Here is a 21,110-nt window from a genome sequence, read left to right as displayed (position 1 = left end):
CCCCTCACCGCTCCGGCAATCCTGCGTCCACCATGCCCTGAACGACGCGATCCGCGGCCGCAAGATATACCGGGCTTGCGTTCTTCGTCGGGGGCGCGACATTGAACCTGGTCGTGCCGGGCTGCAGCTTCAGGCCTTCCCTGATCGCCGCCCTCGCCTCGTCGAACCGTCTCGATCGCTGGTAGGCGACCGCGAGCAGCATGTGCGAGCGCCCCGTCGCCGCCGTGATGGCGATCGAGCGTTGCAGCCACGGCACCGCCTCTTCGCCCTGCCCCTTTAGGAGGGTCGCCCAGCCCGCGCCAAGCAGCCAGGTCCAGCGCGAGGTCGGCGGCGTGTCGTAACGGTCGGCTTGCCGAAATGTAGCAAGCGCGTCGTCGAAGCGACCAAGAAAGATTTGCCCGAGTCCGACCAGATAAAGCGCAGACCCGTCCCAGGGGTCGAAGCTCAATACCTTGGCGCACGTGACGAGACTTTCCACGAAATGATTGGTGGCGCTCTGGAAGCGGCAATAGGCCTCGAGCACCGGAATCGAATTGGGCTTCGACCGCAATGCCTGCTCGAGCGTCGCGCTTGCCTTGGCCTCGACCGCAAACGCTTCATCCGAGCTGAACCAGCGCATCTGGATGCCGCGCATCTGGAGCGAGGCGAGCGCAACCGCGATGTCGAGATTGTCGGGGTCGTCAGCGAGCGCCTTCTGCAGCATGGTTTGTGCTGCGCCAAAACGCTCGCGCGTGGTCTGGTTGATCGAGGCGAGCGCCTGCTCGACGGCCACCTTGTCACCGCCCGCCGACGATTTGCGAGCCCGGGACGGCGCCGCACTCGGCTCCAGAATCTCGTTGAGGCGGCGCGCGAGCACATGACCCGCGCCGGCGACGAGCCGGGACTGCGCAAGCTGCGCGTCCGCCTCGTCCGCGCTGACCGACGCCGCGACGACCGACTGAACCTCACCGGTACCAGCCTTGATGACGCGCGCCCGCAACGTCCAGGATTGATCGCTATGCTGCAACTCGCCACGCAGTTCGTAATCGGATGATGCGACGGACGCAGCGGTGCTGTCGCCGCCAGTGGCCGCCAATCGTGGCGCAACCACGCTGATGTTCTGGATCTTGGCAAAACCATCCGTCAGTCGAGCGGTGACCTCGGCGGCCATCACCGCGCCGCGCGGGTCGTTGCTGTCGTCAACGATGGGCATCACGACGAGCCGCGGCGGCGTTCGCTTGAACAGAAGGTCCGGCTTCAGCACCGGCGCGGCAACCGCAAGCCCCACGACGATAACACAGAGAGCCGCAACCGCGGCGACCATGGCCTGCCGGCTCAAACCAAAGACGGCGCGCTGTGGTCTCACGGGCGCGGCGACGACCTCGGCCGGCGGCCGGCGCTCAACCTCCCCCGTTGGATCCGAGCGGAGCCCCTCGGCCTGTGCCTTGACATCTGGCGCAGCCACAACCTCCGTCGCCAGCAGATAGCCGCCGCCGGAGGCGAGCTTGATCAGCTGCCGCCGCTCGTCACCGAGCGCGGTACGAAGCTCGCGGATGCATTGAAACAGGCTGTCCTCGCCGACATGGACGTTCGGCCAGACCGCCTCCATCAGCTCCTGCTTGCTCAGCACCCGGCCGCCGCTGGCGGCGAACAGCCGAAGCATCTCGAACGTCTTGGGCCGGAGCTTGATCGGCATGCCATCGGCCCCGCGCAGCTCAGCGCGCTGCAGGTCCAGCTCGAAGCCGGCGAAACGAAGCAACTTATCCCCCAAAGCGTCTCTCAAGGCGGCTCATATAGTCGAAGTCTACCGGAAATGCCCAAAAATCGGGCCTGAAACGGAAATATCAGAAACTTTCAGAAAGTAGCTACGCCCTTATCAGGACACCCCTCCGCCCCGATGCGAAGAATCCAGTCGAGGACTCGGGACTTGCGTGTTGGGGGACGTTGTGAAGACGGGGAAAGATTATTTCAAAGCGACCCGCCGCCTGCGGGCCGCCCTGCTGACGTCGTCGGCGCTGGCCTTGGCCTGGGCGCTGCCGGCCACCCCATCGCGCGCCGCGTCGGATGGCATCTGGCTCACCTCTCCCGGCAGCAACGATTATGGTACCGCCTCCAACTGGGACAGCGGCTTCGTGCCGTTGGGCACGGCGTCCTTCGGCAGCTCGGACACCACCAGCCTGGCGATTTCAAGCGTCAGCGTCGGCGGCTGGACCTTCAATGCCGGCGCCTCGAACTACACGTTTTACGTCAACGGTCCGTTGACCTTCACGGGTGCCGGCATCACCGTCAACGGAGGCAGCGCCACCATCACCAGCCACAATAGTCTGTATTTCTTCAACAGCAGCACGGCCGGCAGCGCCACCATCATCAACAACGACACCCTGGGATTCTTCAGCAACAGCACGGCGGGCCACGCCACCATCACCAACACCAACGAGCTGGACTTCAACGACGCCAGCACGGCAGGCAACGCCACCATCACCAACAACGGAAATCTGTATTTCATCGACACAAGCACGGCCGGCACTGCCACCATCACCAACAGCGGCAATCTGTATTTCCGCGCCGCCAGCACGGCCGGAAGCGCCACCCTTATCAACAACGCCGGAGGCACTATCGATTTCTCGAACAGCACCGGTCCGAACGGCGACGGCAGGCTGAGCGCCGGCTCGATCGCGGGCGCCGGCACTTACAACCTCGGCGCCAATGAGCTGACGGTCGGCTCCGACAATTCCTCGACCGAGGTCAGCGGCCTCATCTCAGGCGCCGGCGGATCGCTGGTCAAGACCGGCACCGGCACGCTGACCCTGTCGGGCGCCAATACCTATACCGGCGGCACCACGATCAACGGCGGCACATTGCAGCTTGGCAGTGCCGGCGGCATCGGCACCATTCTGGGGACAGTCGCCGTCGGCAGTGGAGCCACATTCGACGTCGTCAACGCCGACACGAGCGGCATCACCAGCATCGCGAACAGCGGGACCACAAACTTCCGCAACGCTACCAGTGCCGGCAGCACCAGCGTCAACAATGACTATCACCTGAATTTCTACAACACCAGCACGGCCGGAAGCGCGACCATCACCAACAACGCCGGCTTGACATACTTCTACGGCACGAGCACGGCCGGCAGTGCCAACATCACCAACAACACCTACGGCCAGCTTAGCTTCAACGACTCGAGTTCGGCCGCAAACGCCAACATCATTAGCGGGTCCTACGGCTTCGTCGGCTTCTACAACTCGAGCACGGCTGGCAGCGCCACCATCAACATCAACAGCAGTGCCGGCACGCTGAATTTCCGCGGCACCAGCACGGCCGGCAGCGCCACCATCACCAACGCCGGATCCACGTTATTTTACGACGCCAGCACCGCCGGCAGCGCGACGATCAACAACAGCGGAATGATCTACTTCTACGGTTCGAGCACGGCAGGCAATGCCGTCATCACCAACACCAGCTCAATCGATTTCAACCAAACCAGCTCGGCGGCAAGCGCCAACATCACCAACAACGGCGTCTTGGGCTTCAGCGGTTCGAGCACAGCGGCAAGCGCAACCATCACCAACAACCTTGCGATGTCGTTCGCGGGCGCCAGCACGGCTGGCAGCGCGACCATCGCCAACACCTATAATCTAATCTTCAACGGCACCAGCACGGCCGGCAACGCCGTCATCACCAACAATGGCGGCGGCCCCTTCCACAATTCCGTCGGAACGACCTATTTTCGGGACAACGCGACCGCGGGCAATGCGCAGCTGATCAACAACGACCCGAGCGCCGTCTTCGATTTCTCCGGCAGCACCGGTCCGAACGGCGACAATAAGCTCGGCGCCGGCTCGATCGCCGGCGACGGCACTTTTTATCTCGGCGCCAACGCGCTGACGGTCGGCGGCAACAATCTGTCGACCACCGTCAGCGGCGTGATCGCCGATGGCGGCTGGAGCGGCGGAGCCGGCGGTTCGCTGGTGAAGACGGGCACCGGCACGCTCACGCTGACAGGCACCAACACCTACACCGGCGGCACCACCTTCGCCGGCGGAACAGTCAGCGTCTCCTCGGACGCCAATCTCGGCGACCTCGCGGGCGGCCTGACCTTCAACGGCGGCACCCTGCAGATATCAGGCACGACATTCAACGCCTCCGCGCGCACGGTCAATCTGGGGGCCGGCGGCGGTACATTCGACATTGCGGACGCAACCAACAATTTCGTCCTGAGCCAGGGTGTCAGCGGCAGCACGCTGACCAAGTCCGGCGCCGGCACGCTGACCTTGACCGGCGCCGCAAGCTTTTCCGGCGCGACGGTGTCCGCCGGCATGCTGGTGTTCGACGGCAATGCGACGGCCGGCAATGCGGCCATCACCAACAACGCGCAGCTGGTCTTCGCCACCAGCGCCACGGCCGGCAACGCCACCATCACCAACACCAATCAGTTGACGTTCTACGGCAACACCACAGCCGGCAACGCCGTCATCATCAACAGCGGCAACGTGCTGTTCGACGGCGACTCGACGCCCGGCAGCGCGCAGCTCGTCAACATCGCGTCCACCGCCGTCATCAACTTCTTCACCCCCGGCCCGGGCAGCGACGGCAGGATCAGCGCCGGCTCGATCGCCGGCGACGGCCGCTTCGACATCAACGGCGCAGAGCTGACGGTTGGCGGCAACAATCTGTCGACCACCGTTACCGGCGTGCTCACCGGCGACGGAAGCATCACCGGAACATCGCTGATCAAGGTCGGCACCGGCACGCTGACGCTGGCGGGCATCAACACCTACACCGGCGCCACGATCGTGAACGGCGGCACGCTGGCGGTGAACGGCTCGATTGCGTCCTCCAGCAGCCTCACCGTGAACAGCGGCGGCACGCTCGGCGGCACCGGCATCGTCGGCAACACGACGATTGCGAGCGGCGGCACGCTCGCCCCGGGCAATTCCGTGGGCACCCTCACCGTCAGCGGCAACCTCGCCTTCAGTTCCGGTAGTCTCTACAAAGTCGAGGTCTCGACGACAGCCGCCGACCGGACCAACGTCTCGGGCACCGCGACGTTGACCGGCGCCACCGTGCAGGCGGTGGCGATCCCCGGCAGCTTCCGCAGCCAGACCTACACCGTTCTCAATGCGACTGGCGGCCTTGGCGGAACGCAGTTCGCCGGGCTGAGCGTGAGCGGCAGCTTCAGCCCCACCCGCAATCCGCACCTCACCTACGATCTGAACAACGTCTATCTCGTGCTCGATCCCGGCACGATCGTGGTGCCGCCAGGCACCGGCGCCAACCAGAGCAGCGTCGCCGGCGCCATCAACAAGGCGGTCGAAGGCGGTGCGACGCCGCCGGCCGGCTTCGATGCGCTGCTCAACATGGGCCAGCCGCAACTCAGCGGCGCGCTCGGCCAAGTCTCCGGCCAGCCCGGCGCCGCCGGCACGCAGGCCTCGTTCAACGCCATGCAGCAATTCGTCGGCATGCTCGACCCGCTCGGCGACGGCGAGCGCGGCGGGGCCGCTGGCGACGGCGGGACGCTGGGCTACGCGTCCACCGGCCCGCGCGACGCCAAGATGCGCGAAGCTTACGCCGCAGTCACGCCACGCGAAGCGAGCGGCGAAGTCATCGACCGGCGCTGGGGCGTCTGGGCCTCCGGCTACGGCGGCGCCAGTACCTTGAATGGCAATGCAGCGACAGGTTCGAGCACCACCACCAGCCGCATCTACGGCACCGTGGTCGGCGCCGACTATCGCGTCTCGCCGGATACGCTGGTCGGCTTTGCGCTCGGCGGAGCCGGCTACAATTTTGCGCTCTCAAATAGCCTCGGCGGCGGCCGTGCCGATCTGTTCCAGGCCGGCCTCTATGCCCGCCACTCGTTCGGACCGGCGTATCTCTCGGCCGCCCTCGCCTATGGCTGGCAGGACGTCACAACCGATCGCACCGTAACGGTGTCAGGCACCGACAAGCTTACCGCCAACTTCAAGGCCAGCACCTTCTCGGGCCGCCTGGAAGCCGGCTGGCGCTTCGCACCCGTTCCCGCCTCCAGTTTCGGCGTGACGCCCTACGCGGCCGCACAAGTCACGACCTTCCACCTCCCCGGCTACGGCGAGACCGCGATCGTCGGCAGCAACCAGTTCGCGCTGTCCTACACGTCGCAGGACACGACGAATGTCCGCACCGAGCTCGGCGCCCGCACCGACCAGCACTTCCTCGTCAATGACGGCGCGCTGACCTTGCGCGGCCGACTCGCCTGGGCGCACGACACCAACACCAGCCGGCTCGTCAGCGCCGCCTTCCAAACGCTCCCAGGCGCTGCCTTCACGGTCAACGGCGCGAAACCGGCGGCCGACTCCGCGCTGGTCGGTGGCCGGGCCGAGATGAAATGGAAGAACGGCCTGTCGCTCGCAGGCACGGTCGAAGGCGAGTTCTCGCAGAGCACCCAGACGTACACGGGTAAAGGCACGGTGCGGTACGAGTGGTAGATGGCGCTGTGCTCTCGCGATGCGTCGGCAACTAGCGCGGTGTTGCGCCCGAGCGTCAATTAAGCCAAGCCGGAGTGCGACTTAAGCACCGCCACCGCCGGCAGCCCGCAGGTGGCGTTTCTACTGTGCATGGGGTTGTTTTGCGGAATTTGGTTTGTCGGGTGGGATCTCGAACGCCTACCGCCCCGTCTTCACCTTGGTCCATAGCCGGTTGATGATCCGTTGGGTCGCAGGCTCGCGCGCCGTGATGACGAACAGCTTCGCGAGCGTCGGCTCGTCCGGGTAGATGTTCTTGTCGTTCAGAATCTTCGGATCGACCAGCTTCTGGCTGGCGAGATTGCCGTTGGCGTAGGACAGGAAGTCCGAGTTCTTGGCCGCGACGTCCGGACGGTAGAGATAGTTGATCAGCTCGTAGGCTTCCCTGACGTTCCTGGCGTCCGCGGGAATCGCGAGATTGTCGAAGAACATCTGCGCGCCCTCCTTCGGAATGGCGAAGCCGATCTCGATGCCATTCTTGGCTTCCGCGGCGCGGGCGCGGGCCTGCATGATGTCGCCGGACCAGCCGACCACGAAGCAGATCTCGCCGGTGGCGAGCGCGCTGAGATATTCGGAGGAGTGGAACTTGCGCACGGAAGGGCGGACTTTCGCGACGACATCGGCGGCCTTCTCGAGGTCCGCCTGCTTGGTCGAGTTCGGATCGAGCCCGAGATAATTCAGCGCCGCCGGAAAGATGTCGTCGGCGGAGTCGAGCATGTGGACGCCGCAATCTCTAAATTTTGCGAGGTTCTCAGGCTTGAAGACGATGTCCCAGCTGTCGATCCTGGCATCCGGCCCGAGGATCGCTTTCAGCTTGGCCACGTTATAGCCGATGCCCGTCGTGCCCCACATATAGTTGGCGGCGTAGTCGTTGCCGGGATCATAGGTCGCAAGATGCTTGGTGACCATCGGCCAGGCATTGGCGAGGTTCGGCAGCTTCGCCTTGTCGAGCTTCTGGAAGATTTTGGCCTTGATCTGGCGCTGCAGGAAATAGGCCGTGGGCACCACCACGTCGTAGCCGGACTTGCCCGCCATCAGGCGCGTCTCCAGCGTCTCGTTGGCATCGAAGGTGTCGTAGACCACCTTGATGCCGGTCTCCCTGGTGAAGGCCTCGAGGACATCTGGCGCCATGTAGTTGGACCAGTTGTAGAAGTTGACGACACGCTCCTCGGCCCTCACGGGAGCGGAAGGCAAATTCAGCGCGGCGGCGATCGCAAAACCAAGGCAAAGCCCGAAGCGGCCGACATTGGTCATCTCTACCTCTTGCGACCGCGCACCGCGTCCGACAGCCGCTCCAGCGCGGTGTCGAGGGTCGCGTCCTTCTTGGCGAAGCAGAAGCGGACCACCGAGGTCACCGGGTCCTGCTCGTAGAAGGCCGACACCGGGATCGCCGCGACCTTGTAGTCCTTCACGATCCGCCAGCAGAACTCGGTGTCGCTCTCGTTCAGCCCGAGCGGCGACAGGTCGACGGTGAGGAAGTAGGTGCCCTGCGACTTCAGCACGGGGAAGCCGAGGCTCTCCAGGCCCTTGGTCAGGCGGTCCCTGCTCCGCGTCAAATCCTTGCGCATCGACAGGAAATACTCGTCCGGCTTGCCGAGGCCGTAGGCGACCGCGGCCTGCAGGTTCGGCGCGGTGGTGAAGGTCAGGAACTGATGCACCTTGGCGGCGACGCGCAGCAGCGGCGGCGCGGCGCAGACGAAGCCGATCTTCCAGCCCGTCAGCGAGAAGATCTTGCCGGCCGAGCCGACCTTGATGGTGCGCTCGCGCATGCCGGGAATGGTGATCAGCGGGATGTGCTTGTGCTCGTCGAAGGTGACGTGCTCCCAGACTTCGTCAGTGATCGCGATGACGTCGAACTCCTGGCAGTAACGCGCCAGCAGCTCGAGATCCTCGCGCGGATAGACCACCGCGCTGGGATTCAAGGGATTGTTGAACAGCACCGCCTTGGTCTTTGAATTGAAGACGCTTTTCAGCATGTCCTCATTCAAGCGCCAGTGCGGCGGCTCCAGCCGCACCAGGCGCGGAATGCCGCCGGCTTGGCGGATGATCGGGAGATAGGAATCATAGACCGGCTGGAAGCAGACCACCTCGTCGCCGGGCTGGACCACCGCGAGGATCGCCGAGGTCAGCGCCTCGGTACCTCCGGAGGTCACCATCACCTCGCTCATCGGATCGAGCTTGAGCCCGTGCCAATGGCCGTAATGGGTCGCGATCGCCTGGCGCAGCTCCGGCAGGCCCATCATCGAGGGGTACTGGTTGTAGCCGTTCAGCGAGGCGTCGGCCGCGGCGCGACGGATGTCCTCTGGGCCGGGATCGTCGGGAAAGCCCTGGCCGAGATTGATGGCCGCGTTGTCGCGCGCGGCCTGCGACATCGCCTCGAAGATGGTGACGGGAAGGTCGGCGAAGACCTTGTTCAGCGAGGAGCTCTTGGTCGTCATCGCGGGGTCAGCCACCGACCTTGCTGGGAAGGCCCGCCGCCTTCCAGCCCAGCATGCCGCCGGCCAGATGCTTGTCGTAAGGCAGGCCCGCCGCCTGCGCCGCGAGCGAGGCCGTCACCGAGCGTTTTCCGGAACGGCACGCGAACACGACGTCCTTGCCCTGGGGATCCGGGATCGCCTTGGGATCGAAGGTCGAGAGCGGCACCACGACGCCGTAGGGATAGGCCTCGGCTTCGACCTCGTTCGGCTCGCGCACGTCGACGAGGAGATAGCGGCCCTCCGCGACACCCTTGGAGACCTCGTCCGGGGTCAGATCCTGCACCTGGTTTGCCACATCAACCTCCAACATCGCGCGTGCCCGCCGGACGTGTCCCGGCCGGCGGCAACCTCGCCTCTCGGCTCACGAAAATCAAGCGCTACAAAGGCTTGAGCCCCGGAGCGCAAGTTAAAGCTAAATCGCAGCGACTTGAAGTGCGGCGTTGGCTGGCCGGCTAGATCGTCACCTGGGTGCCGACCTCAACCACCCGGCCGCTCGGGATCTGGAAATAGTCGGTGGCGTCGTTGGCGGAGCGGCTGAGCGAGATGAACAGCCGGTCCTGCCAGCGCGGCATGCCGGAATGGGCGGCGGGCTTGAGCGTCCTGCGCGACAGGAAGAACGAGGTCGACATGATGTCGAACTGCCAGCCGAGCTTGCGGGCGATCGCCAGCGCCTTCGGCACGTTCGGCGATTCCATGAAGCCGAACTTCAGCGTCACCTTGGAGAAGGTCGGGCTGATCTGCTCCAGCTTGACCCGCTCGGCCGGATCGATCCGCGGGGTCTGCGCCGTCTCGATGGTGAGAATGACGTTCTTCTCATGCAGCACCTTGTAGTGCTTCAGACTATGCATCAGCGCGGTTGGCGCGCTGAGTGGGTCCGAAGTCAGGAACACGGCGGTGCCGGGCACCCGTTGCGGCGGCCGCTTCTCCAGCATCGCGACGAGATCGGCGAGCGGGAACTCGAGCTTGCGCGATTTCTCGAACAGCAGCCGGCTGCCGCGCCGCCACGTGTACATCAGAATGATCATGAGCGCGCCGAGCGCCAGCGGTACCCAGCCGCCCTCGAACACCTTGAGCAGGTTGGCGGCCAGGAACGTGAGGTCGAGGAACAGGAACGGCGCGATCAGCGCTCCGGCCGCGAGCGGCGACCAGCGCCAGACCTTCCAGATCACCACGAAGCCCATCATCGCCGTGACCACCATGGTCCCGGTGACGGAGATGCCGTAGGCGGACGCCAGCGCACTGGACGAGCGGAACAGCAGCACCAGCAGCACCACCGCGACCAGCAGCAGCTGGTTGATGCGCGGGATGAATATCTGGCCGGAATGGGCTTCCGACGTATGGCGAATTTCGAAGCGGGGCAGCAGGCCGAGCTGGATCGCCTGGCGCGTCAGCGAATAGGCGCCGGTGATCACCGCCTGGCTCGCGATGACCGTTGCGGCGGTAGCCAGCACGACCATGCAGCCGCGGAAAAAGCCTTGCGGGAAAAGCTGGAAGAACGGGCTGACGATGGCGCCGGGATCGCCGAGCACGAGCGCGCCCTGCCCCAGATAGTTCAGCGCCAGCGACGGCAGCACGATGAACAGCCAGGCGGTCTGGATCGGCCGCTTGCCGAAATGGCCGAGGTCGGCATAGAGCGCCTCGGCGCCGGTGACCGCCAGGAACACCGCCCCCAGCGTGACGAAGCCGATGATGCCGTGGTGGAGCATGAAAGAGACCGCATAGAGCGGGTTCAGCGCGTACAGGACTTGCGGCTGCTGGATGATCGGATGGATCGCCGCCACGGCAAGGACCGCAAACCAGACGCACATGATCGGGCCGAAGAAGGCGGCGACGCGGGCGGTTCCGCGCGACTGCACGGCGAACAGGCCAACCAGGATGATCACGGTCAGCGGAACGACATAGGGCTCGAAGTGCAGGGTGATGTCCTTCATGCCTTCGATCGCCGACAGCACCGAAAGCGCCGGGGTGATGACAGCGTCGCCGTAGAACAGGGCGCCCGAGATGATGCCGAGCAGGACGATAGTCGCCCCGCGGGTACCGACCGCGCGCTGGGCCAGCGCCATCAGCGCCAGCGTGCCGCCCTCGCCGTTGTTGTCGGCACGGAGCAGGATCACGACGTATTTGAGCGTGACCACGACGATCAGCGCCCACAGGATCAGGGAGAGCACGCCGAGCACCGCAGCCGGCGTCGGCACCCCCTCCGCGCCCGAGGCGGCCATCACCGCTTCGCGGAACGCGTAGAGCGGGCTGGTGCCGATATCGCCATAGACCACCCCGATGCTGCCGAGCGTCAGCGCCCCGAAGCCGGCGGTCGTGTGGGCGTCGCCATGCCCATTGGCCGCCGCCGTTTCCGGGGCGGAAATCGCTATGTCATTTGTCATGGGAGAGCCCGATGGCCTCTAAAATGCTTCACTGCACAACGGCGGAAGAGCGCGCGGCTTATAGTCCTGCGCTGCTGGCATAGCCTAGCCCGATTCCGGGTCCTTGCCATGCAATTTCCGCATGGATGGGCCAGTTCCGTTCAAATAGTGACCTGGGTTCCGACTTCAACCACGCGCCCGGTGGGAATCTGGAAATAGTCGGTGGCATCGTTGGCCGACCGGCTGAGGGCAATGAACAGATGGTCCTGCCAAAGCGGCATGCCCGACTGCGCCGACGCCTTCAACGATCTTCGTGACACGAAGAACGACGTGGACATGATGTCGAATTGCCAACCCTGCTTGCGCGCGATCGCGAGCGCCTTGGGCACGTTCGGCTGCTCCATGTAGCCGAAGCGCAGGCGGACTTTCGAGAACTTGTCGCTGATCTTCTCCATGCGGAACCGCTCCGCGAGGTCGACCCGCGGCGTATGCGCGGTCTCGATGGTCAGGACCACGTTGTGCTCGTGCAGCACCTTGTTGTGCTTGAGATTGTGCAAGAGCGCGGTCGGCACGAAGGCGGGATCGCTGGTCAGGAACACCGCGGTGCCCTTGACGACGTGCGGCGGCCGCTTCTCCAGGCTGCGGATCAGATCGTCCAGCGGCACCTCGATCCGGCGCGTCTTCTGAATCAGGATCCCGGAGCCCTTCCGCCAGGTCCAGATCGTTCCCGCCATGGCCACGCCGAACAACAGTGGCACCCAGGCGCCCTCGAGCAGCTTCAGGAGATTGGCGCTGAAGAAGCTCAGATCGACGATGACGAAGGGCACGATCACGGCCGCAGCCGTCGCGGCGCGCCAGTTCCACAATTTCCAGATCACGACGAAGCCCATGATGCCGTCGGCGACCATCGTGGTGGAGACCGCGATGCCGTAGGCCGAAGCCAGATTGCTGGGGGTGTGGAACAGCAGCACCAGCAGCATGACGCCGATCAGCAGCAGCCGGTTCACCCGCGGCAGGTAGATCTGGCCGGCGTGAGTCTCGGAGGTGTAGCGAACCTCGAAGCGCGGCAGGAGGCCGAGCTGCACCGCCTGATAGACCAGCGAATAGGCGCCGGTGATCACCGCCTGGCTCGCGATCACGGTCGCGGCGGTCGCAAGCCCGACCAGCGGCAGCACCAGGCTCTCGGGCACCATGCGATAGAACGAGTGTTCGATCGCGCTGGGATCGGACAGCACCAGGGCGCCCTGCCCGAAATAGTTGATCAAGAGCGCGGGCAGCACGAAGAACATCCAGGCCGACTGGATCGGCTTGCGGCCGAAATGTCCGAGATCGGCATAGAGCGCCTCGCCGCCGGTGACCGCCAGGAACACGGCACCGAGCGTCACGAGGCCGATCGTGCCGTGCGACAGCACGAACTGCACGGCGTAATAGGGATTGATCGCCGCCAGCACGGACGGGTCATCGGCGATGTGGACGGCCCCCATGACGGCGATGACGGTGAACCAGACCACCATCACCGGCCCGAAGGCCGAGGCCACCAGCGCGGTCCCCTTGCTCTGCACCGCGAACAACAGCACCAGGATGAAGACGGTGAGCGGCACGACATAGTGCTCGAGCGCGGGCGCCGCGAGCTTCAGGCCCTCGACCGCCGATAGCACCGAGATCGCCGGCGTGATCATGGAATCGCCGATGAACATGGAGGCGCCGACCACGCCGAGGGCGAGCAGAAACCAGCTCCGCCGCCCGAGTGCGCGCTGCCCGAGTGCCATCAGCGAGAGCGTGCCGCCCTCCCCGTTGTTGTCGGCGCGCAGCAGCAGCAGGACGTATTTGGCGGTGACGACGATCAGCAGCGCCCACAGGATCAGCGAGAGCACGCCGAGCACCATGACGCGTGAGACCGGCGCACCATGGGCGGCGCCCCTGACGGCCTCATGGAATGCGTAGAGCGGCGAGGTGCCGATATCGCCGAAGACGACGCCGATGCTCCCGAGCGTAAGGGACCAAAAGCCCGAGGTGACCGGCCCGTCCTGGGTCTCGGCCTGTGTGATGCTCGCCGTCATGGAGGTGGAAAACGCTTCTTCCCTGGAATTGATCCGGCGCCTTTTGACGCTTCCGCCGCGCCTGTCAATCGGCCCATCACCATAGCAGGTGCCGAGACGGATGCTGTGACGGCGCGGCCACGTTCGTCGCCAGCGTGACGACATGCCTCAGGTAAGATGGTAGCGCAAGAGGCCTAGGGCTTCAGATTCGGCGGCAGCGGCGGATCCTCGCGCATCAGGGTGATGGTCACCCGCCGGTTCGCCGCGAGCGAGGGATCGTCGGGAAACAGCGGCTGGGTGTCCGCCTTGCCGGAGACGGCGAAGATGTGAGACGGCGGCAGGCCCTCGCGTTCGAGGATCTGACGCACCGCATTGGCGCGGTCGGCCGATAGATCGAAGGCGCCGTAGTCGCTGCGGTTCGGCACGAAGCCGGCCGCGGTATGGCCGGCGATGGAGACGCGCAGCGGCGTGGCCTTGAGCGGGATCGCGAGCTTCTCGACGAGCCGGCGGGTGCGATCATAGGGCACCTTGGAGCCGTCGGCGAACATCGAACGGCCGTCCTGGTCGACGATCTCCAGGTTGAGGCCCTGCTTGGTCTCCTCGAACATGATGTGCTTGGATATCTCGGTCAGTTCCGGCATGTCCTGTAGCGCCTGCCTCAGCGAGGCGGCGGCCAGCGCGAAATTCCGGTCGACCTTCATCCTCGCGCCCGACGTCTTGTCGTGATCCTCCTGATCCGGCGTCGGCGTGTTCGACGACTCTTCTGGCTGGATGTGGTCGACGTTCTTCAGCCGCGCGCGGGTCGGCAGGCCGTCGGATTCGATGATGCCGGCGTAACGGGCTTCGCTCTGGACGCCGAAGGCTTCGCGCATGGAGCCCGCAACGATCTTCAGCTTATTGGCGTCCTGGGTCGAAAACGCGACCAGCATCACGAAAAACGCCAGCAGCAAGGCCATCAGATCGGCAAACGTCACGAACCAGCCATGGCCGCCGTGTGCTTCTTCGCGCTTCTTCTTTGCCATCGGTCAGACCCCGGCGCAGTCGCTACGCCGGAACCGGCTCGCCTTCGGCATGGCGATGCTTCTCGGGCAGATAGGCCAGCAGCATCTCGCGCACCAAGGTCGGGCTCTTGGAATCGCGGATCATCAGAATGCCGTCGATGATCAGCGTACGATTGGTTTCCTCGTCGATCAGCTTGGTGTGCAGCTTGTCGGCGATCGGCAGACAAATCAGGTTCGCGACCAGCGCACCATAGAGCGTGGCCAGCAGCGCGGTCGCCATGAAGGGGCCGAGCTTCGAGGGATCCGACATGTTCGAGAACATCTGCACCATGCCGATCAGCGTTCCGATCATGCCGAACGCGGGCGCGCAGTCGCCGACCGCGCGGTAGATCTTGCTGCCTTCGTTGAGATGCAACAGGAAATTGTCGCGATCGCGTTCCAGATTGTCTCTGATGAAATCGAGGTCGTAACCGTCGGCGACGTAGCGGATGCCTTTGGCGAGGAACGGCTCGTCGGTCTCGACCTTCTCCAGTCCCACCGGTCCCTGCTTGCGGGCAATCTCGGCGATGCGGGCAAGCTCGTCCACCAGGTCGTGCGCCGACAGCCGGCTCATCGTAAAGGCAAACTTCATTCCGAGCGGCAGGCCGTGCATCAGCACCGACAGCGGAAAACGGATCATGGTCGCGGCGGCGGAGCCGCCAAAGATGATGATCATCGCATGTTCACTGATGAACATGTGCAGATCGCCGCCCATCAGCACCATGGCCACAATAACGGCTAATCCGCCCGCGAGTCCGGCGCCTGTCATAATGTCCATGGCATACTCCAACGCGTACGCAACAACGGCCATCCTGGCCGCTGGCGCGGCCCAACCCCGAACCGCATCAGGAACCCTAGAGCGCCGCCCTTAAAGCCGCGTAAAGGTTAAGTTCGGACAGCGTGGTAGCCGCGCTTGCGAGCGCCGAATTGCCGCCCGGCGATAGGAATTTCAACCGTTCGCTAACCATGTCGGCCGCAACAGGACGCGCTGCGGCTGCGGCCCTGCGCCACATCGAAGCCGTGGATCGTTTGCTGTCATGTAGCAGCGCGGCATGCCCGTGGCGGGAGCCATCGCAATGTTGACGCTGTTCAGTCTTCTCACCGCGGTGCCGGCGGTGCTGGCGCTTCACCTGCTCGAGCCGGAACTCGTCCTGCCGGCATTCAGCGCTTTGCTCTTCGTCGAAGCAGCGTTCGCCGTGATTGCAGCGCGATTGATTCACAGCACCCACAGCGCAGACGACATCACGCTGTGGGATCTCGCAGGCGGCTTCACCTTGATCGGATGCGCCGCCGCGGTGCTCGGTGAGCCCGATCAGGCCGCACTGTTTCTGACCGAACAGGGCGGCCCTCGGCAGGCATCATCGCCGTAAGCTCAGTGAATCTCCGCCGAGCGCTTCAGTGCGGCCTTCAGCTTCTCCAGCGAGAAGTCGGGGCTGCGGGCGATCTCGAGGATCGGCGTCTCGCGGCGGCCGCAGAGCTCGGCGGCCTCTGGCAGCTTCGCCGCAATGTCGAGCGGAATCACGATCGCGCCATGCTGGTCGGCATGGATCAGATCGTCGGACTTCACGGTCATGCCGGCAACGCGCACCTCGCCGCCAAAGCTCTCCGCATGCACCCAGGCATGCGACGGGCCGATCGAGCCCGCCAGCGCCTGGAAGCCAGGGGCCCATTGCGGGATGTCGCGGATCGAGCCGTCGGTGATGACGCCGAGACAACCGAGCGCCTTGTGGACGTTGCTCTGCACCTCGCCCCAGAACGCGCCGTAGCCGACATCGGGGCCGTCGATGTCCTGGATCACCGAGATGCGCGGACCATGGCCGGTGCCGACATATTCGTAATATTCGATGCGGCGCTTCGACTGCTCTTCGGCGGGCAGCGAGGATTTCAGCACCGAGCGGATCGCGACCGTGCGGGCATACCCGACGATCGGTGGCAGGTCGGGAAACGGGCAGACCAGTTGCTTGGTGGTGTAACCGATCAGCCGGCGCTCGGGCGCCACGATCTCCATGGCATTGCAGATCGTCGGCGTGTCGTAGCGGCCCAGCGCTTCGAGGACGGAAGCGGGCAGCGGCCCGGTCGCTTTTTCGGTCACGGCGTTCTCTCCCAGATTGGCGGCTGATTGACGCGATGCCGCCGTCACAGGGCGATATAGCCGAGATCGGGTCTCAACCCAACTCGGGGGGCCTCATGGCAGATATCCGCGTGCCGCCGCTCAGTGCAGCCGTCCGGGCCGGTCGTCGTCGTCGTCGGGCGGCTCCGATAAATTCGCCAGCGTCGGTGCCGATGGCGGCGAGGTGACTTCGCCTCCCGAGGGCCCGGTCGCCTGCATCGCGCGCGCCTGGTCGCGATAGGATTTGTAGCCGAGCGGCAAAGCGAGAAGATACAGTACCGTGCCGATCGACAGCACATGCCAGGGATAGGCGATCAGCAGCGCGATGAAGACGATCACCGCGACGAATGCCGGCAGCACCAGTTCCGGCGGCACGCGCATGCGCTTGGTCTTGCCGGAGAACACCGGCAGGCGCGACACCATCAGGAAGGCGATCAGTAGGGTATAGGCTGCCGTCAGCGCGGCGGGCCAGCGGCCGAGGTCGAGGAACGCGACATAGATCGGCAGCAGCACGGTGATCGCGCCGGCCGGCGCCGGCACGCCGGTGAAGAAATTGGCCGCGAAGGCCGGCTTGTTCGGATCGTCCATGGTGGCATTGAAGCGCGCCAGGCGCAGGCCGCCGGAAATCGCGAACACCATGGCGGCGATCCAGCCGGCGTTGCCGAGCTCGTGCAGCTGCCAGAAATACAGCATCAGCGCGGGCGCGACGCCGAAATTGACGAAATCAGCGAGGCTGTCGAGCTCGGCGCCGAACTTGGACTGCCCCTTGATCATGCGCGCGATGCGGCCGTCGATACCGTCGAGGGCGGCCGCGAACACGATGGCGTAGACGGCGAGCGACATCCGCCCCTCGATCGAGAGGCGGATCGAGGTCAGGCCGGCGCAGATCGCCAGCAGCGTGATGACGTTGGGCACCAGCATCCGCACCGGAATCGGGCGGAACCGCCGGCGGCGCACATCGGGGTCTTTGAAGTCATAGGGCGTCATCGCGGGTCCTCACCTCGAGGCGAGATATAGCAAGCCGCGTCCCCCTCCGCCATTGGGGCGGGAGGCCCCCCAGGCCTGGTCAATTGGCGCGGAAGGCGCGGCTGGGGTCGTCGCCAGCAAGATCGGCCAAGATCGTCTCGCCGGCGATCGCGGTCTGCCCTTCCGAGACCAGCGCTTTGGTCCCCACAGGCAGATAGACATCGAGCCGGGAGCCGAAGCGGATCAGGCCGAAGCGCTCGCCGGCGCCGATCGCCTGGCCCTCCCTGACGAAGCAGACGATGCGCTTGGCGACGAGCCCTGCGATCTGCACCACGCCGATCCGCGCCGCCGGCGTCGAGATCACCAGCGAGTTGCGCTCATTGTCCTCGCTGGCCTTGTCGAGCTCGGCATTGATGAAAAGGCCGGGCCGGTAGGCGATGCGGTCCACCCTGCCCGCTACCGGAGCGCGGTTCACGTGGCAGTTGAACACGCTCATGAACACCGAGATGCGCGGCAGCGGCCGGTCGCCGAGCCCGAGCTCGGCCGGCGGCAGCGCCATGGTGATCATCGAGACGCGGCCGTCTGCCGGCGACACCACGAGCCCCTCGCGCACTGGCGTCACACGGACGGGGTCGCGGAAGAACAGCGCGCACCACACGGTCAGGATCGTGCCGATCCACCCCAGAGGCGACCACAGCCAGAACAGGACGAGGCTTACCAGCGCAAAGCCGCCGATGAAGGGATAGCCCTCCTTGTGGATCGGCGGGATCTGTCGCTGGATCGAATCGAGAATGGACATCGCTATCTGCCGCTCGGGGTTAATGGCGCGGGTCGTCGCGCGGGCCTCTTTAGGCCAGAGTTGGGACCGGAGACAAGGTCACACCGCTGCCGCAGGCGCCGTCAGGGCGTCGTCGACCGGCGGCGGCTCCCGGTTGGGCGCCTCGCTGGTATCCGCCATCTTGGCCAGTTTCTCGCGGGCAGCCTCCGCCTCACGCTGCCTGTTCCACATGCTGGCATAGAGACCGCCATGCGCGAGCAGCTGGGCGTGGGTCCCCCGCTCGGCAATGCGGCCCTGGTCCAGCACGATGATCTCATCGGCCCCGACGATGGTCGAGAGCCGGTGCGCGATCACCAGCGAAGTGCGGTTCTTCGCCACGCGGTCGAGCGCGCCCTGGATCTCGTGCTCGGTATGGGTATCGAGCGCCGAGGTCGCCTCGTCCAGCACCAGAATCGGCGGCGCCTTCAAGACGGTGCGTGCGATCGCGACGCGCTGCTTCTCGCCGCCCGAGAGTTTCAGCCCGCGCTCGCCGACCTGGGTCTCGTAGCCCTTCGGGGCCATGCGGATGAAACGGTCGATCTGCGCAAGGCTCGCCGCCTCCTCGACTTCGGCATCGCTGGCGTCCCAGCGACCGTAGCGGATGTTGTAGCGGATGGTGTCGTTGAACAGCACGGTGTCCTGGGGCACCATGCCGATCGAGGCACGGAGTGAATCCTGAGTCACCGCGCGGATGTCCTGGCCGTCGATCAGGATCTTGCCGCCGGAGATGTCATAGAGGCGGAACAGAAGGCGCGAGATGGTCGACTTGCCTGCGCCCGAAGGGCCGACGATGGCGACGGTCTTGCCGGCGGGCACCTCGAAGCTGATGCCCTTGAGGATCGGGCGGGCCGGTTCATAAGCAAAGCGCACGTCCTCGAAACGAACGATGCCGGCAGAGATGACCAGCGGCCTGGCATCGGGCGCATCCTTGATCTCAGCCTCGCGGCCCAGCACATTGAACATCTTCTCGATGTCGATGATCGCCTGCTTGATCTCGCGATAGACCATGCCCATGAAGTTCAGCGGCTGGTAGAGCTGGATCATCATGGCGTTGACCAGCACGAAATCGCCGACCGTGTTGGTGCCGTTGCGGACGCCGATCGCGCACATCAGCATGGTTGCAGTCAGCCCCAGCGTGAAGATCACCGCCTGTCCGGTGTTGAGGACGGCGAGCGACGTATAGGCTTGGATGCTCGACTCCTCGTAGCGAGCGACCGACTTGTCATAGCGCTGCGCCTCGCGCGCCTCGGCGCTGAAATATTTGACGGTTTCGTAGTTGAGCAACGAGTCGATCGCCTTGGTGTTCGCCTCGGTGTCGGAATCGTTCATCTTGCGGCGGATGCCGATCCGCCACTCCGTCGCGACATAGGTATAGTACATGTACACCGTCACCGTGATCAGGGTTGCGACCACGTAGCGCCAGTCGAACTGCCACAGTAGCACCGCGAGCAGCAGCGAGACCTCGACGATGGTCGGGATCAGCTGGAGGATCACCATGCGCACGATGACCTCGATGCCCTCGCGGCCGCGCTCGAGCACGCGCGTCAGGCCGCCGGTCTTGCGCTCGAGGTGAAAGCGCAGCGAGAGCTCGTGCATGTGAATGAAGGTGATGGTCGCAAGCTTGCGAACCGCATGCATGGCCACGCGGGCAAAGATGCCGTCGCGCCATTGCGTCAACACCGCCATCACGATCCGCATCACGCCGTAGCTCGCGGTGAGCAACAGCGGCGAGGCGATCACCCAGAGGTGCCAATTGTCCGCCTGCACCGGCGCCGTGTTGGCGCCGGTCAGCGCATCGGTCGCCCATTTGAAGCTGAAGGGAACCGTGAGCGTGATCAGCTTGGCGGCGAGCAGCAGCACCATCGACCAGACCACGCGCATCTTCAAGTCGAAGCGGTCGCCCGGCCAGATATAGGGCCACAGATGCGCCAGAGTGCCCATCAGCGTGGCGCGTTCCAGCGGTCCGCCGGCCGGCTCGGGCGCCTCCGAGCCATGGGGCGAATGGGAAGGATTCATCAAAACAGCCTGAAAGCCCACCGAATGCGGGCTGCGTTGCGATTAACGATTTCGCTCGTCATATAGAAGCTTCCGAAGGCGAACGCACCCCGCCAGATGGCGAATCTTCGATTGTTTGTCGCCATTTACCGGTAAATTCCCGGGAGTATCGAATCACCGATTGGGCTTGACGCCTCTTCGCTGCAATGCATCATGGCACCAATGAGCACGATCAAAACCGTCTGCGTCTATTGCGGCTCCGGCCCCGGAACCAATCCCAACTTCATCGAAGCGGCGAAGGCGCTTGGCAAATCGCTGGCGGACAACAAAATCCGCCTCGTTTATGGCGGCGGCTCGCTCGGCCTGATGGGGGCGGTCGCAACCTCGGTGCTGGATCACGGCGGCACCGTCACCGGCATCATCCCCGACTTCCTGCGGATGCGCGAGAACGCGCTGACGCGCGTGCAGGAGATGGTCGTCACCCCCGACATGCACGAACGCAAGCGGCTGATGTTCGAACGCTCCGATGCCTTCGTCGCCTTGCCCGGAGGCCTCGGCACGCTCGAGGAGCTGGTCGAGCAGCTGACCTGGCAGCAACTCGGTCGCCATGCCAAGCCGGTGCTGCTCGCCAATGTCGACAATTTCTGGGAGCCACTGTTCTCGCTGGTCTCCCACATGCGCCAGACCCAGTTCATCCGCGCCGGTCTTTCCGTCGATATCCTGAAGGCGGACAAGATCGAGGAGATCGTCCCGCGGCTCCGCGCCGCGGCCGCGCAGATCCCCGACAGCCAGCGCGATCTCGCGCCGGAAGTGGCGCGCAAGCTGTAGCG

General features: G+C 65.0%; 15 protein-coding genes. 3 read left to right on the top strand and 12 right to left on the bottom strand.

Annotation, left to right across the window (positions count from 1 at the left end; genetic code table 11):
• Positions 1–4: 4 nt before the first annotated feature.
• A complete protein-coding gene (locus tag CIT39_RS14005; RefSeq protein ID WP_094974768.1) occupies positions 5–1,738 on the bottom strand; it encodes a winged helix-turn-helix domain-containing protein in 1,734 nt (577 codons plus the stop codon).
• 172 nt (positions 1,739–1,910) lie between these two features.
• Between CIT39_RS14005 and CIT39_RS14000 the strand changes: the two genes are divergently transcribed.
• Complete coding sequence (locus CIT39_RS14000) at positions 1,911–6,440, top strand: autotransporter domain-containing protein (RefSeq protein ID WP_094974769.1); 4,530 nt, start codon at positions 1,911–1,913, stop codon at positions 6,438–6,440.
• 177 nt (positions 6,441–6,617) lie between these two features.
• Here CIT39_RS14000 and CIT39_RS13995 read toward each other — a convergent pair whose 3' ends face one another.
• The 7 genes from CIT39_RS13995 to CIT39_RS13965 form a co-directional block, all read right to left on the bottom strand.
• Positions 6,618–7,730: a polyamine ABC transporter substrate-binding protein gene (locus CIT39_RS13995; RefSeq protein ID WP_094974770.1), complete on the bottom strand. Its 1,113-nt coding sequence runs from the start codon at positions 7,728–7,730 to the stop codon at positions 6,618–6,620.
• A gap of 2 nt (positions 7,731–7,732) precedes the next feature.
• Positions 7,733–8,914 carry an aminotransferase gene (locus tag CIT39_RS13990; protein ID WP_094974771.1) on the bottom strand — a complete coding sequence of 394 codons (1,182 nt, stop codon included), beginning with the start codon at positions 8,912–8,914 and terminating at the stop codon, positions 7,733–7,735.
• 7 nt (positions 8,915–8,921) lie between these two features.
• Positions 8,922–9,248: a rhodanese-like domain-containing protein gene (locus tag CIT39_RS13985; RefSeq protein WP_026202463.1), complete on the bottom strand. Its 327-nt coding sequence runs from the start codon at positions 9,246–9,248 to the stop codon at positions 8,922–8,924.
• 157 nt (positions 9,249–9,405) lie between these two features.
• On the bottom strand, positions 9,406–11,334 hold the full coding sequence (locus tag CIT39_RS13980; protein WP_094974773.1) for a potassium transporter Kup: 1,929 nt from the start codon (positions 11,332–11,334) through the stop codon (positions 9,406–9,408).
• Between the two features lie 140 nt (positions 11,335–11,474).
• On the bottom strand, positions 11,475–13,373 hold the full coding sequence (locus tag CIT39_RS13975; protein WP_162308498.1) for a potassium transporter Kup: 1,899 nt from the start codon (positions 13,371–13,373) through the stop codon (positions 11,475–11,477).
• 173 nt (positions 13,374–13,546) lie between these two features.
• Positions 13,547–14,374, bottom strand: a complete 828-nt coding sequence (locus tag CIT39_RS13970) for an OmpA/MotB family protein (RefSeq protein ID WP_094896445.1) — start codon at positions 14,372–14,374, stop codon at positions 13,547–13,549.
• A 22-nt stretch (positions 14,375–14,396) separates the two neighbouring features.
• A complete protein-coding gene (locus CIT39_RS13965) occupies positions 14,397–15,170 on the bottom strand; it encodes a motility protein A (protein WP_094974774.1) in 774 nt (257 codons plus the stop codon).
• A gap of 298 nt (positions 15,171–15,468) precedes the next feature.
• Here CIT39_RS13965 and CIT39_RS13960 point away from each other — a divergent pair, with 298 nt between their 5' ends.
• On the top strand, positions 15,469–15,762 hold the full coding sequence (locus CIT39_RS13960) for a hypothetical protein (RefSeq protein WP_094975097.1): 294 nt from the start codon (positions 15,469–15,471) through the stop codon (positions 15,760–15,762).
• A gap of 2 nt (positions 15,763–15,764) precedes the next feature.
• Here CIT39_RS13960 and CIT39_RS13955 read toward each other — a convergent pair whose 3' ends face one another.
• The 4 genes from CIT39_RS13955 to CIT39_RS13940 form a co-directional block, all read right to left on the bottom strand.
• A complete protein-coding gene (locus CIT39_RS13955) occupies positions 15,765–16,484 on the bottom strand; it encodes an RraA family protein (protein WP_162308497.1) in 720 nt (239 codons plus the stop codon).
• Positions 16,485–16,604: 120 nt separating this feature from the next.
• Entirely contained in the window at positions 16,605–17,489 is an 885-nt protein-coding gene (gene pssA / locus CIT39_RS13950) for a CDP-diacylglycerol--serine O-phosphatidyltransferase (protein ID WP_094974776.1), read from the bottom strand.
• Between the two features lie 79 nt (positions 17,490–17,568).
• Positions 17,569–18,267 (bottom strand): phosphatidylserine decarboxylase, encoded by a 699-nt coding sequence (locus CIT39_RS13945; RefSeq protein WP_094974777.1) that lies wholly within the window; start codon positions 18,265–18,267, stop codon positions 17,569–17,571.
• Positions 18,268–18,345: 78 nt separating this feature from the next.
• A complete protein-coding gene (locus CIT39_RS13940; RefSeq protein ID WP_094974778.1) occupies positions 18,346–20,301 on the bottom strand; it encodes an ABCB family ABC transporter ATP-binding protein/permease in 1,956 nt (651 codons plus the stop codon).
• A gap of 201 nt (positions 20,302–20,502) precedes the next feature.
• Here CIT39_RS13940 and CIT39_RS13935 point away from each other — a divergent pair, with 201 nt between their 5' ends.
• Positions 20,503–21,108 carry an LOG family protein gene (locus CIT39_RS13935; protein ID WP_162308496.1) on the top strand — a complete coding sequence of 202 codons (606 nt, stop codon included), beginning with the start codon at positions 20,503–20,505 and terminating at the stop codon, positions 21,106–21,108.
• Positions 21,109–21,110 lie beyond the last annotated feature (2 nt).

Origin of the sequence: Bradyrhizobium symbiodeficiens (genome assembly GCF_002266465.3) — a bacterium.
GTDB lineage: Bacteria > Pseudomonadota > Alphaproteobacteria > Rhizobiales > Xanthobacteraceae > Bradyrhizobium > Bradyrhizobium symbiodeficiens.
This window is presented reverse-complemented; position numbering and strand designations above follow the sequence as displayed.

Bases quoted from the DNA above. Each gene is read 5' to 3' on its own strand.
- CIT39_RS13975 (WP_162308498.1), bottom strand. From the start codon at position 13,373: ATGACGGCGAGCATCACACAGGCCGAGACCCAGGACGGGCCGGTCACC.
- CIT39_RS13935 (WP_162308496.1), top strand. From the start codon at position 20,503: ATGAGCACGATCAAAACCGTCTGCGTCTATTGCGGCTCCGGCCCCGGA.
- CIT39_RS13980 (WP_094974773.1), bottom strand. From the start codon at position 11,334: ATGACAAATGACATAGCGATTTCCGCCCCGGAAACGGCGGCGGCCAAT.
- CIT39_RS13945 (WP_094974777.1), bottom strand. From the start codon at position 18,267: ATGTCCATTCTCGATTCGATCCAGCGACAGATCCCGCCGATCCACAAG.
- CIT39_RS13965 (WP_094974774.1), bottom strand. From the start codon at position 15,170: ATGGACATTATGACAGGCGCCGGACTCGCGGGCGGATTAGCCGTTATT.
- pssA (WP_094974776.1), bottom strand. From the start codon at position 17,489: ATGACGCCCTATGACTTCAAAGACCCCGATGTGCGCCGCCGGCGGTTC.
- CIT39_RS13970 (WP_094896445.1), bottom strand. From the start codon at position 14,374: ATGGCAAAGAAGAAGCGCGAAGAAGCACACGGCGGCCATGGCTGGTTC.
- CIT39_RS13940 (WP_094974778.1), bottom strand. From the start codon at position 20,301: ATGAATCCTTCCCATTCGCCCCATGGCTCGGAGGCGCCCGAGCCGGCC.
- CIT39_RS13960 (WP_094975097.1), top strand. From the start codon at position 15,469: ATGTTGACGCTGTTCAGTCTTCTCACCGCGGTGCCGGCGGTGCTGGCG.
- CIT39_RS13990 (WP_094974771.1), bottom strand. From the start codon at position 8,914: ATGACGACCAAGAGCTCCTCGCTGAACAAGGTCTTCGCCGACCTTCCC.
- CIT39_RS13995 (WP_094974770.1), bottom strand. From the start codon at position 7,730: ATGACCAATGTCGGCCGCTTCGGGCTTTGCCTTGGTTTTGCGATCGCC.